This is a genomic window from Micromonospora sp. RP3T, from assembly GCF_003027925.1.
In the GTDB taxonomy this organism is placed as follows: Bacteria; Actinomycetota; Actinomycetes; order Mycobacteriales; family Micromonosporaceae; genus Micromonospora.
In genome coordinates this window covers 27,929-43,345 of sequence record NZ_PYPS01000033.1, presented here as the reverse complement: position 1 = coordinate 43,345, position 15,417 = coordinate 27,929, and the positions used below count along the sequence as shown (strand labels likewise).

Annotated in this window: 16 protein-coding genes; 8 read left to right on the top strand and 8 right to left on the bottom strand. The window is 73.4% G+C overall.

What is annotated here, in order from left to right; all coding sequences use genetic code 11:
* Window positions 1–93 precede the first annotated feature (93 nt).
* The 5 genes from C8054_RS24040 (at window position 94) to C8054_RS24020 (ending at window position 3,435) form a co-directional block, all read left to right on the top strand.
* A complete protein-coding gene (locus C8054_RS24040; protein WP_107160472.1) occupies window positions 94–741 on the top strand; it encodes a helix-turn-helix domain-containing protein in 648 nt (215 codons plus the stop codon).
* A complete protein-coding gene (locus tag C8054_RS24035; RefSeq protein ID WP_107160469.1) occupies window positions 738–1,415 on the top strand; it encodes a hypothetical protein in 678 nt (225 codons plus the stop codon). The genes C8054_RS24040 and C8054_RS24035 overlap by 4 nt, the downstream gene beginning before the upstream one ends.
* Window positions 1,416–1,487: 72 nt before the next feature.
* Window positions 1,488–1,802, top strand: coding sequence for a DUF2516 family protein (locus C8054_RS24030; protein WP_107160467.1), 315 nt, complete (start codon window positions 1,488–1,490; stop codon window positions 1,800–1,802).
* Window positions 1,799–2,686 (top strand): alpha/beta fold hydrolase, encoded by an 888-nt coding sequence (locus tag C8054_RS24025; protein ID WP_107160465.1) that lies wholly within the window; start codon window positions 1,799–1,801, stop codon window positions 2,684–2,686. Before C8054_RS24030 ends, C8054_RS24025 begins: the two co-directional genes overlap by 4 nt.
* A gap of 11 nt (window positions 2,687–2,697) precedes the next feature.
* Complete coding sequence (locus C8054_RS24020) at window positions 2,698–3,435, top strand: alanyl-tRNA editing protein (protein WP_107160463.1); 738 nt, start codon at window positions 2,698–2,700, stop codon at window positions 3,433–3,435.
* Between the two features lie 52 nt (window positions 3,436–3,487).
* Here the strand turns inward: C8054_RS24020 and C8054_RS24015 are convergent, their stop codons facing one another.
* Complete coding sequence (locus C8054_RS24015; RefSeq protein ID WP_233220152.1) at window positions 3,488–5,797, bottom strand: trypsin-like serine protease; 2,310 nt, start codon at window positions 5,795–5,797, stop codon at window positions 3,488–3,490.
* A gap of 104 nt (window positions 5,798–5,901) precedes the next feature.
* Window positions 5,902–6,573: a nucleotidyltransferase domain-containing protein gene (locus tag C8054_RS24010; protein WP_107160459.1), complete on the bottom strand. Its 672-nt coding sequence runs from the start codon at window positions 6,571–6,573 to the stop codon at window positions 5,902–5,904.
* Between the two features lie 75 nt (window positions 6,574–6,648).
* Between C8054_RS24010 and C8054_RS24005 the strand changes: the two genes are divergently transcribed.
* Window positions 6,649–7,563, top strand: coding sequence for an SDR family oxidoreductase (locus tag C8054_RS24005; RefSeq protein WP_107160457.1), 915 nt, complete (start codon window positions 6,649–6,651; stop codon window positions 7,561–7,563).
* On the opposite strand, the gene C8054_RS24000 is transcribed toward C8054_RS24005, so the two are convergent.
* Window positions 7,554–8,600 (bottom strand): YafY family protein, encoded by a 1,047-nt coding sequence (locus C8054_RS24000; protein ID WP_233220145.1) that lies wholly within the window; start codon window positions 8,598–8,600, stop codon window positions 7,554–7,556. The genes C8054_RS24005 and C8054_RS24000 overlap by 10 nt on opposite strands.
* A 108-nt stretch (window positions 8,601–8,708) precedes the next feature.
* On the opposite strand from C8054_RS24000, the gene C8054_RS23995 reads away from it, so the two are divergent.
* Window positions 8,709–9,500 carry an EI24 domain-containing protein gene (locus C8054_RS23995; protein ID WP_107160455.1) on the top strand — a complete coding sequence of 264 codons (792 nt, stop codon included), beginning with the start codon at window positions 8,709–8,711 and terminating at the stop codon, window positions 9,498–9,500.
* A gap of 26 nt (window positions 9,501–9,526) precedes the next feature.
* Entirely contained in the window at window positions 9,527–10,042 is a 516-nt protein-coding gene (locus C8054_RS23990) for an O-acetyl-ADP-ribose deacetylase (RefSeq protein ID WP_107160452.1), read from the top strand.
* A 102-nt stretch (window positions 10,043–10,144) separates the two neighbouring features.
* Here C8054_RS23990 and C8054_RS23985 read toward each other — a convergent pair whose 3' ends face one another.
* From C8054_RS23985 to C8054_RS23965, 5 genes are all read right to left on the bottom strand, one after another.
* Window positions 10,145–11,050, bottom strand: coding sequence for a GNAT family N-acetyltransferase (locus C8054_RS23985; RefSeq protein WP_107160450.1), 906 nt, complete (start codon window positions 11,048–11,050; stop codon window positions 10,145–10,147).
* Between the two features lie 93 nt (window positions 11,051–11,143).
* A complete protein-coding gene (locus C8054_RS23980) occupies window positions 11,144–12,151 on the bottom strand; it encodes a LacI family DNA-binding transcriptional regulator (RefSeq protein ID WP_107160448.1) in 1,008 nt (335 codons plus the stop codon).
* Window positions 12,152–12,170: 19 nt separating this feature from the next.
* A complete protein-coding gene (locus tag C8054_RS23975) occupies window positions 12,171–13,538 on the bottom strand; it encodes a GH1 family beta-glucosidase (RefSeq protein ID WP_107160446.1) in 1,368 nt (455 codons plus the stop codon).
* Complete coding sequence (locus tag C8054_RS23970; RefSeq protein WP_107160444.1) at window positions 13,535–14,368, bottom strand: carbohydrate ABC transporter permease; 834 nt, start codon at window positions 14,366–14,368, stop codon at window positions 13,535–13,537. The genes C8054_RS23975 and C8054_RS23970 overlap by 4 nt, the downstream gene beginning before the upstream one ends.
* A complete protein-coding gene (locus tag C8054_RS23965; RefSeq protein WP_107160442.1) occupies window positions 14,365–15,354 on the bottom strand; it encodes a carbohydrate ABC transporter permease in 990 nt (329 codons plus the stop codon). Before C8054_RS23965 ends, C8054_RS23970 begins: the two co-directional genes overlap by 4 nt.
* Between the last annotated feature and the right edge of the window lie 63 nt (window positions 15,355–15,417).

Below are 15,417 nucleotides of genomic sequence, written 5' to 3'. Positions count from 1 at the left end.
GGACGCCGACCCCGCAACCGACTTCGGGTGACGTCGCTAACTCTGGCTAGCACTTTGCTTGCAGCAGCTAGCAGCGCGCGCTAGCGTTGAGTCATGGCCACCAGCAAGGACCTTCCCGATGTCGGCGGGTTCATTCGCGACCTGCGGCGCAACGCGAAGATCTCACTGCGTCAGCTCGCCGAGCAGGCCGGCGTCAGCAACCCGTACCTGAGCCAGATCGAGCGCGGGCTGCGCAAGCCGAGCGCCGAGGTGCTCCAGCAGCTCGCCAGCGCGCTACGCGTCTCCACCCCGGCGATGTACCTGCGGGCCGGACTGCTGGACGACAAGGAGGGGCAGGGTGTGCTCGCGGCCATCGCGGTCGACGCCGAGCTGACCATGGCCCAGAAGCAGTCGCTCACCCAGATCTACGAGACGTTCCGCCGGGAGAACGCGCGCCTGGCCGAGGCGACCGGCACGGCCGGACCGGTGGAGCCCACCGAGCCGACCGCTGCCCCGCCCGAGCCGGCGGAGGCCACGGAGGCCGCCGAGCCGGCCACCGCGCCCGAGGCCCCGGCCACCGTCGCGCCGGCCGCGACCGGCCCCGTGACACCCGACGGCACCCCGACCGAGGCCGTCCTCGAATCGGTAGCCGTCACCGAGGCGGGCCCCGCGCCCGCGCCGACCACCGCCGCCCGTGAACGCACGACCGCCCGCCGGGCGGCCCGGAAGGCCGCCGGTGCGGCCGAAGAGGAGCAGTCATGACCCAGCCGAAGACCAACCGCATCCCCGCCCCCCTCTACGCCGCCGCCGGCGCCGGCGAGCTGGCCCTGGAGCAGCTCCGCAAGCTGCCCACCGTGGTCAGCGGCCTGGGCACGCGGGTCGTGGCCGACCTCGGCGGCAAGGCCGTCGGCACCAGCTACGAGCTGCGCCAGAAGGCCACCGAGACGCTGAAGACGGCCAACCTGACCGCCACCGGGCTGCGCTCCACCGACCTCGACCAGCTCCGCGAGGCTGCTCAGCTCGACAAGCTCCGTGAGGCCGCCACCCGCAACGCCGCCGCCGTGGTGGCCGGCGCGTACGCCGCGCAGGAGCGCGCCCTGGCCGCGTACGCCGAGCTGGTCGCCCGGGGCGAGCGGGTCGTCGGCGCCGGTGTGCTGGAGGCCGCCGACACGGTGAACGCCGACATCGAGGCGACCGCCGAGACCGCGCCGGCCGCCGTGTCGACCGTGGCCCCGAAGACCGGGACGGCCGAGGCCCCGAAGACCGAGGTGCCGAGCCCGGCCGAGGTCGCCGAGGCGGTGGCCGCCAAGCCGGCCGCCGTGAAGCGGACCCGGGCCACCAAGGCGACCGCCACCCGGGCCGCTGCCGGCAAGCCGGACACCCCGTCGGCGAAGCTGCCGAAGGCCACGAAGCGGACCCGCCCCGCCGCCGAGTGACCCGACTCTCCACCGAGGCCCCGGACAGCGTCCTGTCGGACGTTTCCGGGGTCTCGGCATAAGCTTGCCGACATGGCCTACGCCGCGCCGATCTTCGCGTTCGAAGTCCGCTCCGTGATTCAGCTGATCCTGCTCGTCTTCGCCCTGGTCATCCAGGGCGTGGCCCTGGTGCACGCACTCACCCAGCGCGGCGACGGCTTCGCCGCCCTCGGCACACTGCCCAAGGGCGGCTGGGTCGCCATCCTGGCGGTCTGCCTGCTGCTGACGCTGCTGGGCTTCGGCCCGATCAGCCTCTTCGGACTGATCGGCATCGCGGCCGGCCTCATCTACCTGCTCGACGTGCGACCCGGCCTACGGGACCTGCACGACGGCCGAGGGTCCTGGTGAGAGGTTTCCGCTGGCCCCCGCCACCGGACGGCGGCCCCCGCACCTGGGGGCCCGGCCCCGGCGGGCCACGGACCGGCCGGCCGGCGCTGCCCGAGCCGGAGACGGAACTTGTCGACACCCCGCACGGGGTGAGCCTGGAACGCCTGGTCACCGGCGTCGGCGAGCCCGTCACCGTGTTCGCGCACGGGTTGGGCAACGGCATCGCCACCACCCGGCCGTTCGGCAGCGGCGTCACCGGCCGGCGGGTCTTCTTCCAGTTCCGGGGGCACGGCCGGTCCGACTCCCCACCCGGGCCGTGGACCTACCTCGACCTCGCCCGTGACCTGCGGGCCGTCGCCGACCTGGGCGGCGCCACCCGGGCGTTCGGCGCCAGCCTCGGCGCGGGCGCGCTGTGCCGGCTGCTTGCCGAGAGCCCGGAACGCTTCGAGAAACTCGTCTTCTTCCTCCCCGCGGTGCTGGACACGCCGCGCGGCGAGGTGGCGCGGGCCCGCCTCACCGGCCTGCTCGACGCGGTGGCCGACGGCGACGCGCACGCGCTCGCCGAGGTCGTGTCGCTGGAGCTGCCACCGTCGGTCCGCAACACCCCGGCCGGCTGGGCCTACCTGCGGCAACGGCTCGATCAACTGCTGCGCGACGGGCTCGCGCCCGGCCTCGCCAGCCTGCCCGGCCAGGCCCCGCTGGACGACGCCGACGCGCTCGCCGCGGTCACCGCCCCGGCGCTGGTGATCGGCTGCGTCGACGACGACCTGCACCCGGTCGCCGTCGCGGAGCAGCTCGCCGCCGCGCTGCCGGCCGCCACCCTGCACGTGTACGACCGGCCCGGCGTGCTCTGGACCGAACGCGCCGATGTGCGGGAGCGCATCTCGTCGTTCCTCAACGGGTAACGTCGGGCGGCATGGGCGTCACACACCACGGCCGTACGCACCGCCTCGACCTCGCCGACCCCACGTTGCGCGAGTGGACGTGCCGGGTGCTGGCGGCCGACCCCGAGCAGGGCATCGTGCTGGACCGGTCGGCGTTCTACCCGGGCGGCGGGGGCCAGCCACCGGACCACGGGGTGCTGCTCTGGCAGGGCGTACAGACCCGGATCGTGGGCACCCGCAAGGGCGACGACCTGTGGCTGATCCCGGCCGAGGGTGACCCGGTGCCGCCGGTCGGCGTCGACGTCACCGGCGCGGTGGAGGACGCCCGCCGGACCATGCTGATGCGGACCCACTCCGGGCTGCACGTGCTCTGCGGCGTGGTGTTCCGGGACTTCGGTGCGCTGGTCACCGGCGGCAACATGGAACCGGGGGAGGCCCGGATGGACTTCAACCTCCCCGAGGTGCCGTCGGACTTCAAGACCCGCATCGAGGAGCTGGTGAACGCCGAGGTGGCCGCCGACCGTTCGGTCGCGGTCCGGGTGCTGCCGCGCGCCGACGCGTTGGCGCTGCCGGACATCATCCGCACCCAGTCCAACCTGATCCCGCCGGACGAGCAGGAGGTGCGGATCGTCGACATCGTCGGGCTGGACGTGCAGGCCGACGGCGGCACGCACGTCGCCTCCACCGCCCAGATCGGCAAGGTCCAGGTGGTCAAGGTGGAGAGCAAGGGCCGAGCCAACCGCCGGGTCCGGGTCCGCCTGGCGGACTGACCCGCAAGGGCCGGCGGCGACGTGCCGCCGGCCCCACGCGAAGAACCCAGGGTCAGCCCAGCGGACCGAACTCCGTCGGGTCGCCCCACGCCGCGCCACCCGCGGCGGTGCCGGGATGGACCCATACCCGCCCGCTCGCCGCCTCGCCCGCGATCAGGTCGTCGTAACCGTCCTGGTCGAACCGGATCGAGACGAGCTCGTCCCGGCCGGCCCAGCCGCTGCCGAACACCTCTACCCGGGAGCCGAACCCGCCCCCACTCCGGCCCGGGTAGAGCCACAGCTTGCCGGTGCTCTTCTCCACCGCCGTCAGGTCGTCGTACGAGTCGCGGTTGAACCGGCCCCGCGCCACCGCGCCCAGGGCGTTCCAGTTCGACGTGTCCAGGTCGACGCCCGTCGACCAGGTCGCGTTGCCGCGCCCGGGCCACATGCGCAGCTTGCCGGTGGCTTTGTCCACGGCGACCAGGTCGTCGTACGTGTCGTCGTTGAACCGGCCGGTGGTGAGCCGCTCCAGGCCCTGCCAGCCGACGCCGACCGGCTTGGTGCTCCGGGGGCCCCAGTCGGTGCCGCCCGCCAGGCCCGGCCAGAGCCAGAGGTTGCCGGTGGAGTCGATGGCGAGCAGGTCGTCGTAGTTGTCCGCGGTGAACCGGCCCACGGTGAGGTCCCGCATGCCGGTCCAGCCGACGCCCACCACGACCCGGGTGCCCCAGCGGCCGGTGCCCGTGCCCGGGTAGAGCCAGAGCCGGCCGGTGACCCGCTCGACGCCGATCAGGTCGGCGTACTGGTCGCGGGTGAACTCGCCGGTGACCGCCTCCAGCAGGCCGTGCGGCTGGAGCGCCGGGACCCGGCCGAGCGGCGTGACCCGCGCACCGAGCGGGCCGCCGGCGCTGGTGCCGGGATAGAGCCAGGTCTGGTCGCCCTCCGTGGCGAGCAGGTCGTCGTACCCGTCGGGGTTGAGCCGGCCGGCGGTGACCGCGCTCAGCGTCCGGCCGCCGGCAGTGATCGCGCTCCTCGTGCCCCAGGAGGCTCCGCCGGCGGCGGTGCCGGGATACATGAGGACATTGCCGGTGGCCTTGTCCACGGCCACGACGTCGTCGTAGCCGTCGCGGTTGAACCGGCCGGCGACCAGGTCGCGGAGGCTGGTCCAGCCGGCGGACCCGATCTCGGTGCGGGTGCTGAAGAAGGCACCGCCGGGCGCCGTGCCCGGCCACATCATGAGTTGACCCGTGCTGAGCGCGACCGCCGCGATGTCCTCGTAGCCGTCGCGGTTGAACCGGCCGGCGACCAGGTCGGTGAAGTCGCCCCACCCGACGCCGGCCTCCACGCGCGGCCCGAGCACCGCGGGTGTGCCGGTGCCCGGAAAGAGCCAGAGCTTGTCGGTGGCGGTCTCGATGCCGACCAGGTCCTCGTAGGCGTCCCCGTCGAAGTGGCCGGCGATCAGGTCGCGGTAGGCGCCCCAGGTGACGTCGGGCCGGACCTGCACCCGGTCACCCCAGAGTCGGTCGGTGGTGGTGCCCGGGTGGAGCCACAGCCTGCCGGTGCCCGCCTCGACCGCCAGCAGGTCGTCGCGCTGGTCCCCGCTGAACTCGCCGGTGACGGTGTTGGTCAACGCGTACGGCTGGAGGCGCACGCTCTGCCGGAACCAGTCGCCCAGGTCGTCCAGGCGGGTCTGGGTCGCACCGGTGCGGGTCTCCGTCTCGCCGAGGCAGCCGTGCTGCCAACTGGTGTCGTTGATCGCCACGAGCGCGACGCCTGAGCCCGTCTCCCGGAACGCCGGCCCGCCGCCGTCGCCCCGGCAGATGGTCGCCGCCGTCGAGGTGCCGTCCACGTCGATCGTGGCGGCCCCCACGCCGGTGACGTTGACGGTGGCCGTGTGCAGGCGGTCGGGCACCCACTCGGTCGCGGTCCGGCCGTAGCCGGTGACCCGCAGTGTCTCGTCCGGCGCGGGCGCGGTGCTGGACCAGGCCACCGGCGTCACGTCGGTGACCGGCGCGGACAGCTCGGCGAGCAGCACGTTCCGGGTCGGGTGCGGGACGACCGTGGTGACCGCGAGTCGGTGCCCGGCCTGCCCGGCCAGGTTGGTCCGCCCCACCAGGGCGGTGGTCGGGCGGCCCGGTGCGCCCTCGGCCACGGGTGCCGTGCCGTCCGCGAAGCACGACTTCGCGGTGACGACCCAGCGGCTGGCGACGAGCGCCCCGGTGCAACTGCGCAGGTCACCGAAACTGATCTTGGCGGTGAACGGGAAGCCGCCGTCGGGCACCTCCGCACCGCCGGCCACTGCCGATGCGGTCCCACCAGTGAGCAGTGCGGCGGCCAACCCGCCCACCGCGACGATCGCCCACATACGGCGACGCCTGTCAATCATGTGTCCTCCCCGTGTGCGTCGGCCGTTTCACGGTCCGACGCAGCGCACCGTATCGACTTCTTCACATCCTGGTGACCCCGGAAGGGCATATGGGTCCGTATGGGTCAGTGCGGCAGGTGGGCCGTCCGGACGTCGAGCAGCCACCGCTCCACCGGTTCCTCGTCCGGGCGCTCCGGCAGCGGCGTGCGGATCCTGGCGAAGTCCGCCTCGGCGCTCGCCACCAGCGCCTGCGCCTCGGCCAGCGCGCCACCGGCGACCCGCTCGCCGAACGCCCGGAACCACTCCGGGTCGGCCAGCCGGATCTCCAGCACGCCGGTGGCGTAGAGGACCCGGCCCTGGTGCAGAAGCCGGGCCAGGTGCCGGGCGTGCTTGGCCGACCGTCGCCGGCCGCCCACGTCCGCCGGCGCGGTGGTCAGCCTCCGGAACTGCTGCGAGGCGTAGCCGAGATAGGCGTCCCGGACCCGGGGCGCGCTGAGGAACGCCGACCGGATGCCGATCAGTCGATCGCCGAAGCCGGTCCGGGTCTCGTAGCAGTCGTCCGGCAACCACATCAGCTCGGTGGCGGTCGGGTTGCCGCTCAGCGCCAGCAGCGCGTACTTCCGGGCCTCGTGCAGCGTGACGTCCGGCTCGGTGGTGACCACCGACTCCCGGGGCGGACGCAGGCCGTGGAACGCCACCGTCGGCGCCGCGAAGACGCCGAGCCGGTCGGTGTCCGAGCCGGGGCCGGCCAGCCCGTACGCGACCGAGCCGACGATGCCGGAGAGCAGCAGGTGCATGCCGTCATGATCGCGGATCCATCCGCTTCGGAAAACCAGACTTCGGCTGTCAGGTATCGGTGACACGGTGGACCCATGAACTCACCACTGACCGGAAAGGTCGCGCTCGTCGCGGGCGCGACCCGGGGCGCCGGCCGGCAGATCGCCGTCCAGCTCGGCGCCGCCGGAGCCACCGTCTACGCCACCGGCCGCACCACCCGGGACCGCCGCTCGGAGATGGACCGGCCGGAGACCATCGAGGAGACCGCCGAGCTCGTCACCGCCGCCGGCGGCACCGGCATCGCGGTCGCCGTCGACCACCTCGACCCGGAACAGGTACGCGAGCTGGTCGAACGGATCGACGCCGAGCAGGGCCGGCTCGACGTGCTGGTCAACGACATCTGGGGCGCGGACCCGCTGATCACCTGGGAGAAGCCGGTCTGGGAGCAGCCGCTCGACGCCGGCTTCCGGACGCTGCGGCTGGCCGTCGACACCCACATCATCACCAGCCACTTCGCGTTGCCGCTGTTGATCCGCAACCCGGGCGGGCTGGTCGTGGAGATCGGCGACGGCACGAAGGCGTACAACGACACCACCTATCGGCTCTCCGTCTTCTACGACCTGGCCAAGGTGTCGGTGAACAGGCTCGGCTTCACCCAGGCGCACGAACTGGCCCCGCACGGCGGCACCGCGGTCGCGCTCACCCCCGGCTGGCTGCGCTCCGAGGCGATGCTGGAGCACTTCGGCGTGACGGAGGCGAACTGGCGCGACGGCGCGACCACCGACCCGCACTTCGTCATGTCCGAGACGCCGGCGTTCGTGGGCCGGGCCGTGGTCGCGCTGGCCGCCGACCCGGACCGGGCCCGCTGGAACGGGCAGTCGCTGGACAGCGGCGGGCTGGCCCAGGAGTACGGCTTCACCGACCTCGACGGCACCCGCCCGCACTGGTCCCGCTACCACGACGAGGTGGTCGCGCCGGGCAAGCCGGCCGACGACACCGGCTACCGCTGACCGGCGTCCCCGGACGGTCCGTCTCCGGGCGGGTCGACGCCCCGGGGCGGCCCGGTGTCCGGTGGCGGGTCGGCGTAGAGCGCCGCCGCGCGGCGGGCCGCCTCGGCGAACCGGGCCCGCAGCTCCGGCGGCGCCAGCACCTCCACCTCGGGGCCGAGCGCCAGCAGTTGGGCGTACGCCACGTCGACCGACTCGACGGGCAGCCGGAGCACCAGCCGGCCCTGCCCGTCGGGCCGGCCGGCCGCGGCGACCGCCTCCTCGTACACGAACGGCGCGTCCACCAGGTGCCGCAGCACCCGCAGCCCGGCCGGCCCGAGCCGCACGGTGACCCGGTCCCGCAGCAGGTCGCGCAGGAACGCCCCGGCCTGCTCCCGCCAGTATTCCCCGAGGTCGAAGCGCTCGTCCCGGTCGAAGCGTTCCGGGCCCACCTCGACGTCGACCACCCGGTCCACCCGGTACGTCCGCCACCCGTCGCCGACACGGCCGACGAGATACCAGACGCCGTTCTTCAGCACCAGCCCGTACGGCGCCAGCGCGCGGGTCACCTCCCGGCCACCGCGCCGGTAGCGCAGCTCGACGGTCCGGTCCCGCCAGACCGCCCCGGCCAGCTCGGCCAGCCGGGGCGGCGGCGCGCTCTCCCGGAACCAGCCCGGCACGTCCAGATGGAACCGCTGACCGGTACGCGCGGGCGCGTCCCGCAGGCTCGGCGGCAGCGCGGCCAGCACCTTCAACTCGGCGGCGGCCACCGCGTCGGCCAGTCCCATGTCGCCGGCCGGCCCGGGCAGCCCGGCCAGGAACAACGCCTCGGCCTCGTCGCGGCTCAACCCGGTCAGCCGGGTCCGGTAGCCGCCGAGCAGCCGGTAGCCGCCGGCCCGGCCCCGGTCGGCGTAGACCGGCACCCCGGCGGCGGAGAGCGCCAGCACGTCCCGGTAGACGGTGCGTTCCGAGACCTCCAGTTCGCGGGCCAGCTCGGCCGCCGTCATCGTCTCCCGGGACTGGAGCAGCAGCACCAACGAGATCAGCCGCGACGCACGCACCCACCCATTGTGTAAGGAGGGGCCCCCTTTTAACGCATAGGGATTGGAGGGGGCCCCTCCTAACACCTCACCCGGGCGGGGTGCGTGGGCCCACTAGGCTGTGCCGTCGTGAACGCCTCCCGTACCGTCGCGCCCGTCACCGGCGCGGCGACCCGCTTCCTCGGCGGCGCCGGCCTGCTGCTGCGTGGCTTCGGCATGTACGTCCGCAGTCCGAAACTGATGCTGCTCGGTGTGGTGCCGGCGCTCATCTCCGGCGTGCTCTACCTGGCTCTCTTCGCCACCCTGCTCTACTTCGTGGACGACCTGGCCGCCTGGCTCACCCCGTTCGCCGACGACTGGTCGTCGACCGCGCGCGGGCTGCTGCGGGTCGCCGCCGGGCTGGCCGTCGTCGGGGTGGCCGCGCTGGTCGGGGTGCTCACGTTCACCGCGGTCACGCTGGCCGTCGGCGACCCGTTCTACGAGGCCATCTCCGAGCGGGTCGAGGACCGCCTCGGCGGCACCCCGGACCAGGTGGACGTGCCGTTCTGGGCCTCGATGCGGCGTAGCATCGCCGACTCGTTGCGCCTGGTGGCCATCTCCGCGCTGATCGGCGTACCCCTGTTCGTGGCCGGTTTCATCCCGCTGGTGGGGCAGACGGTGGTGCCGGTGGTCGGAGCCCTGGTCGGCGGCTGGTTCCTGGCGCTGGAGCTGGTCGGCGCGCCGTTCCAGCGGCGCGGGATGCGGCTGCCGGACCGGCGGTCGAAGCTCCGGGCGGACCGGCCGACCGCGCTGGGCTTCGGGGTGGCGGTCTTCCTGTGTTTCCTGATCCCGCTCGGCGCGGTGCTGGTCATGCCGGCCGCCGTCGCCGGGGCCGCCCTGCTGACCCGCCGGTCGCTCGGCCAGCACGTCGAGGAGCGCTGACACCGTGGACGAGGAGCGCTGACACCATGGACACGGTGCTGATCCAGGGCGACATCACCGCCCAGCAGGTCGACGCGATCGTCAACGCGGCGAACTCGTCGCTGCTCGGCGGTGGGGGCGTGGACGGCGCGATCCACCGGCGCGGCGGGCCGGCGATCCTGGCCGAGTGCCGGGCACTGCGCGCCTCCCGCTACGGGCGGGGGTTGCCGACCGGGCAGGCGGTCGCCACCACGGCCGGCGACCTGCCGGCGCGCTGGGTGGTGCACACCGTCGGGCCGGTCTTCTCGCCGCGCGAGGACCGCTCGGCGGTGCTGCGCGACTGCTACGCCAACAGCCTGCGCGTCGCCGACGAGCTGGGCGCGCTGACCGTCGCGTTCCCGCTGATCTCCGCCGGGATCTACGGCTGGCCGGTCGAGGACGCGGTCGCGCAGGCGCTGACCGTGCTGCACGCGGCCGACCCGGCGCACCTGGTCGAGGCCCGGCTGGTGCTGTTCGGCGCCGACGCGCACGCGACCGCGGTGCGGGTCGCCGCCGGGCGCTGAGCTGAGCGTGCGCCGGCACGAGGCTGAGCGTGCGCCGGCACGGCCACCGGTTCGCCGAGCGCGGAGCGCGCGCCCGGCACGGCCGCCGGGTCGCCGGGCGGTTCAGGTGAGCGTGCGCCGGCACGACCACTGGCTGTCGACCGGCCGGTAGCCGAGCGCCGCGTTGATCGCCAGCATCGGCGCGTTCGCCTCGTCGTTGGAGGTGTACGCGGTCCGCACCCCGCGCGCGGCGGCGGCGTGCAGCGCGGCCTGCTTGGTCAGCCGGGCCAACCCCCGACCCCGGTACCCGGGCAGCGTGCCGGTGAAGTCCGACCACATCCGGTCGCCGTCGCGTTTCACCAGGCTCACCGCGACCAGTTCGCCGTCGATCTCGGCGACGGTGCTGGCCTCCCGGTCCAGCCCGAGGTTCTCCCAGCACTCGTGGAGCCACAGGTCGTAGCCGAGCGCGTCCGTCGGCACGTCACCCGGTTCGTCGCGGGCCGACTCGGAGTCCACCCGATGGACCCGGCGCGGGTCGAGCCCGGCGGTCGGCAGCAGCCGTACGCCCGGCGGCGGCTCGGGCGCCGGTGGGGTCGGATCGAGGTCGAGCGCGGAGTAGCGCAGCTCGCGGCTGGGCGTGAAGCCGTGCCGCTGCGCGAACGGGAGCGACTCTTCGCGGGCGTTGCCGAGCACCCGCGTCGACCCGAGCGCGCGAACGTGGGCGAGCGCGGTGTCGAGCAGCGCGGTGCCGGCGCCCAGGCCGCGGTGCTCCGGGTGGACGTGCAGCGTGGAGATCTCACCGACCCCGGGCGTCGAGGTCTGCGTGTTGCGGTACGCCGACACCCAGCCGACCACCTGCCCGTCCGCCTCGGCGACCCAGGCCGCCCAGTCCTCGCCGGGCGGCGGCTGGCCGATCATCCGGCGGGTCGACTCGACGCCGCGTACCAGGTAGGGAAAGACCAGCGCGCGCAGCGCCACCACGGCGGGCGCGTCGTCGACGCGGGCGGGCCGGATCAGGGCTTCACTCATCCGGGCGACGCTAGCCACCCCACGTCGACGCCGCGACCGGTTTGTTAAGCGGGGCCCCCTGCTATGCGGAATGCGTTAACAGGGGGCCCCGCCTTACGCGGAGTCGCGGAGGATGAGCTCCGTCGGGAGCATCAGCGCCTGTTCGACGTGCTCGCCGGCGGCGATGCGCAGCAGTTGCCGGGTCATCGCCCGGCCCAGCTCCACTATCGGCTGCCGCACCGTGGTCAGCGGCGGCTCGGTGTAGGCGGCCGTCTCGATGTCGTCGAACCCGATCACCGCCACGTCCCCGGGCACCCGCCGCCCGGCCTCACGCAGGGCCCGCAGGGCGGCGTGCGCCATCAGGTCGGAGGCGGCGAACACCGCGTCCAGCTCCGGGTCGGCGGCGAGCAGTTCGCGCATCGCGGCGGTGCCGGACTCCCGGGTGAAGTCGCCGTACGCGACCAGCTCCGGCAGCCCGGCGGCGGTGAGCGCGGTGCGGTAGCCGATCAGCCGCTCGATGCCGGCGACCATGTCCTGCGGGCCGGCGATGGTGGCGATCCGCCGCCGGCCGGTGGCGATCAGGTGCTCCACCGCCCGGGTGACGCCGCCCTCGTGGTCCACGTCGACGTACGGCACGTCGGCGCCGTCGAGCGGCCGGCCGCTGCACACCACCGGGATGCCGAGCCGGGCGAGCCGGCCGGGCAGCGGGTCCTCGCCGTGCAGCGAGGCGAAGAGCACGCCGTCGACGTGCCGTCCGGTGGTGTACCGCTCGACCCGCTCGTGCCCGGCCGGCGAGCCGGCCAGCATCAGCACGAGCTGCTTGTCGGCCGCCTCCAGCTCCTGGGCGGCGCCCCGGATGATGCCGGGGAAGACCTGGTCGTCGGAGAAGACCCGGGTGGCCGCCTCGGGCATGACCAGCGCGACCGAGTCGGTGCGCTGGGTGACCAGGCTGCGGGCGGCGAGGTTCGGGACGTACCCGAGTTCCTCGACCGCCCGACGCACCGCCTGTTGGATCGACTCGGCGACCGTGGTCGAGCCGTTGACCACCCGGGAGACCGTGGCCCGGGAGACGCCGGCCCGCCGGGCCACCGCCTCCAGGGTCGGCCGTTGTGCCGTCGTCATCCCCGTTACCACCACCTCGTCACAGCCCGTTCCGGGCGATCACCTCCTGGTACCAGCGGGCGCTCTGCTTGGGTGTGCGCCGCTGGGTCAGGTAGTCGACGTGGACGATCCCGAACCGCTTCCGGTAACCCTCGGCCCATTCGAAGTTGTCCAGCAACGACCATACGAGATAGCCGCGCAGATCGACGCCACGGGCGATGGCCTGGTGTGCCGCGCGCAGGTGTCCGTCGAGGTAGGCGGTCCGGTCGGCGTCGGCCACCCGCCCGGAGGAGTCCCGGGTGGCGTCCGGGAACGCGCCGCCGTTCTCGGTGATCATCAGCGGCAGCCCGGGGTGGTCGGCGGCCACCCGTTCCAGCAGCCGGGTGAGCCCGGCCGGCTCGACGGCCCAGCCCATGTCGGTGAGCGTCCCCGCCGCCGGCAGGAACTCGACCGCGCCTTCGGTGCCCGGGTACGCGCTGCCGCCCGCGCCGTCCGGCCGCCCGGCGACGTAGGTGGGCGAGTAGTAGTTCAGGCCGAGCAGGTCCAGCGGCGCGGCGATGATCTTTTCGTCGCCGTCCCGGACGAAGTCCGTCGCCACGATCCGGCTGACGTGCGCCAGCACGTCCTCCGGGTAGCCGGCGCCGGTCAGCGGGTCCAGGAAGATCCGGTTGTGCAGCCCGTCGACGAGCCGTACCGCCTCGGCATCGGCGGCGCTGGCGGCGTCGGCCGGTTGCACGTCGGCCAGGTTGAGCGTGATCCCGAGCGTCTCCGCGCCGGCCGCGCGCAGCGCCCGCGCGGCCAGGCCGTGGCCGAGCAGCAGATGGTGTACGGCCCGGAACGCGTCCCCGGCGTCCTGCCGGCCCGGCGCGTGCACCCCGTTGCCGTAGCCGAGGTACGCCGAGCACCACGGCTCGTTGAGCGTGGTCCAGGTGCGGACCCGGTCGCCGAGGCAGCGGTGCACCGCGACCGCGTAGTCGGCGAAGTGCTCGGCGGTCTCCCGGACGGTCCAGCCGCCCCGGTCCTCGAGCGACTGCGGCAGGTCCCAGTGGTAGAGCGTGACGATCGGGTCGATGCCCCGCGCCAGCAGCGAATCGGTGAGCCGGTCGTAGAAGTCCAGCCCGCGCGGTTCGACCGGGCCGGTGCCGTCCGGCTGGATCCGGGGCCAGGCCACCGAGAACCGGTACGCGCGCAGCCCCAGCTCGGCCATCAACGCGACGTCCTCGGCGTACCGGTGGTAGTGGTCGCAGGCGACGTCGCCGGTGTGGCCGGAGTGCACCGCGCCCGGCGTACGGCTGAAGGTGTCCCAGACCGACGGGCCGCGGCCGTCCTCGCGGGCAGCGCCCTCGATCTGGTACGCGGCGGTGGCCGCCCCCCAGACGAAGCCCTCGGGAAATCGGAGATCCGTCATGCCTTGACCGCACCTTCCATGATCCCGCCGATGATCTGGCGGCCGAACAGGACGAAGACCAGCAGCAGCGGCAACGTGGCGATGGCCGTGCCGGTGAACACCTGCGACATGTCCTGGTAGTAACCGTCGGAGAGGGCCCGCAGCGACAGTTGTACGGTGGGGTTCTCCGGGTCGTTGAGCACCGCGTACGGCCACAGGAAGTCGTTCCAGGTGGTCATGAACGTGAGCAGGCCGAGCACGGCGGCGGCCGGGCGTAGCGCGGGCAGCACCACGTTCCAGTAGATCCGGGCGGTGTTGCAGCCGTCCATCCGGGCCGCCTCGATCAGCTCGGTGCTGACCGCCTGGCCGGCGTACTGCCGCATCATGAACACGCCGAAGCCGGTGACCAGCGCCGGCACGATCACGGCGGGCAGCCGGTCGTTCCAGTTCAACTTCGTCATCAGCAGGTAGAGCGGGATCACGCCGAGCTGGGTGGGCACCATCATGGTGGCGACGATGACCAGCAGCAGCGCGTTGCGTCCACGGAAGCGCAGTTTGGCGAACGCGAACCCGGCGAGCGTGGCGAAGAAGACCACCGAGACGGTCACCGTGACGGCCACGATCGTCGAGTTGATCAGGCCGGTGAGGAAGTACGCGTCGGTGTTGTCGAACAGCCGGGCGATGTTGGCGCCGAGGTTGCCGCCGGGCGTCAGCGGTGGCGGGACCTGCCCCATCGCGTCGCTGGTGCGGCTGGCCACCACGAACATCCAGTAGATCGGGAAGATCGACAGCAGGGCCGACAGCCCCAGGGCCAGGTAGGTGAGCCGGCTGGCCGACCAGACGCGGGTCATCGGGAGACCTCCTTGCGGGAGCCGCCGCCGAGCCGGCGCAGGAGCAGGACGTTGATCGCCGCGACCACCGCGATCAGCGCGAAGAGCAGCCAGGCGATGGCGGAGCCGTAACCGAAGTTGTAGTGCGGTGCGAACGCGTTCTCGAACATGTACATGGTCACGGTCTGCGACTCGCGCAGCGGCCCGCCGCGGATCGCGTTGGTGCCGGAGTTGAACATCCGCGGCTCGGTGAAGAGTTGCAGGCCGCCGATGGTGGAGATGATGACCGCGAAGATGATGGTGGGCTTGAGCAGCGGCACGGTGATGGACCAGAACTGCCGGGCCCGGCCGGCGCCGTCGATCGACGCCGACTCGTACAGGTCGCGCGGGATGGCCTGCATGGCGGCCAGGAAGATCAGCGCGTTGTAGCCGGTCCACCGCCAGTCGACCATGGTGGAGATGGCTACCCAGGCGGCGAACCTGTTCGCCTTCCAGTCGATCGCGCTCACGCCGACGTGGTCGAGCAGCCAGTTGATCATGCCGAACTCGCGGCCGAACAGCACCGCGAACACGATCGCCACCGCGGCGGTCGACGTGACGTTCGGGACCAGCACCGCCATCCGCCACGTGGTGCGGGCCCGGAGCTGGCGGTTGAGCAGGTTGGCCAGCCAGAGCGCGGCCAGCAGCTGCGGGACCGTGGAGATGACGAAGATGCCCAGCGTGTTGACCACGGAGTGCCAGAAGTCCGGGTCGGCGAGGAGTTGGCTGTAGTTGTCGAGGCCGATGAACGGGTGCTCCGCGCCGAGCAGGTCCCAGTCGTGCAGCGAGACCCAGAACGTGTACGCCAGCGGGTACGCCCCGAAGACGCCGAAGAGCAGGAAGAACGGGGCGATGTAGAGGTACGGCGAGTATTTCGTGTCGAACCGGCTGAGCCGGGCGCCCCGGACGGGACGGCTGTGCCGGGGGGCCGGTGCGACCGGCGGGCGGGCGTCGAGCTGGACGGCCATGACCTGAGAACTCCTCTCCGCCGTGCGGGCGGCACCCGTCGCCGGGACCGCCCGCACGCGCTG

Coding starts and splice junctions, on each gene's coding strand:
- C8054_RS24040 (WP_107160472.1), top strand. CDS start 94: ATGGCCACCAGCAAGGACCTTCCCGATGTCGGCGGGTTCATTCGCGAC.
- C8054_RS24035 (WP_107160469.1), top strand. CDS start 738: ATGACCCAGCCGAAGACCAACCGCATCCCCGCCCCCCTCTACGCCGCC.
- C8054_RS24030 (WP_107160467.1), top strand. CDS start 1,488: ATGGCCTACGCCGCGCCGATCTTCGCGTTCGAAGTCCGCTCCGTGATT.
- C8054_RS24020 (WP_107160463.1), top strand. CDS start 2,698: ATGGGCGTCACACACCACGGCCGTACGCACCGCCTCGACCTCGCCGAC.
- C8054_RS24015 (WP_233220152.1), bottom strand. CDS start 5,797: ATGATTGACAGGCGTCGCCGTATGTGGGCGATCGTCGCGGTGGGCGGG.
- C8054_RS24010 (WP_107160459.1), bottom strand. CDS start 6,573: ATGCACCTGCTGCTCTCCGGCATCGTCGGCTCGGTCGCGTACGGGCTG.
- C8054_RS24005 (WP_107160457.1), top strand. CDS start 6,649: ATGAACTCACCACTGACCGGAAAGGTCGCGCTCGTCGCGGGCGCGACC.
- C8054_RS23990 (WP_107160452.1), top strand. CDS start 9,527: ATGGACACGGTGCTGATCCAGGGCGACATCACCGCCCAGCAGGTCGAC.
- C8054_RS23985 (WP_107160450.1), bottom strand. CDS start 11,050: ATGAGTGAAGCCCTGATCCGGCCCGCCCGCGTCGACGACGCGCCCGCC.
- C8054_RS23980 (WP_107160448.1), bottom strand. CDS start 12,151: ATGACGACGGCACAACGGCCGACCCTGGAGGCGGTGGCCCGGCGGGCC.
- C8054_RS23975 (WP_107160446.1), bottom strand. CDS start 13,538: ATGACGGATCTCCGATTTCCCGAGGGCTTCGTCTGGGGGGCGGCCACC.
- C8054_RS23970 (WP_107160444.1), bottom strand. CDS start 14,368: ATGACCCGCGTCTGGTCGGCCAGCCGGCTCACCTACCTGGCCCTGGGG.
- C8054_RS23965 (WP_107160442.1), bottom strand. CDS start 15,354: ATGGCCGTCCAGCTCGACGCCCGCCCGCCGGTCGCACCGGCCCCCCGG.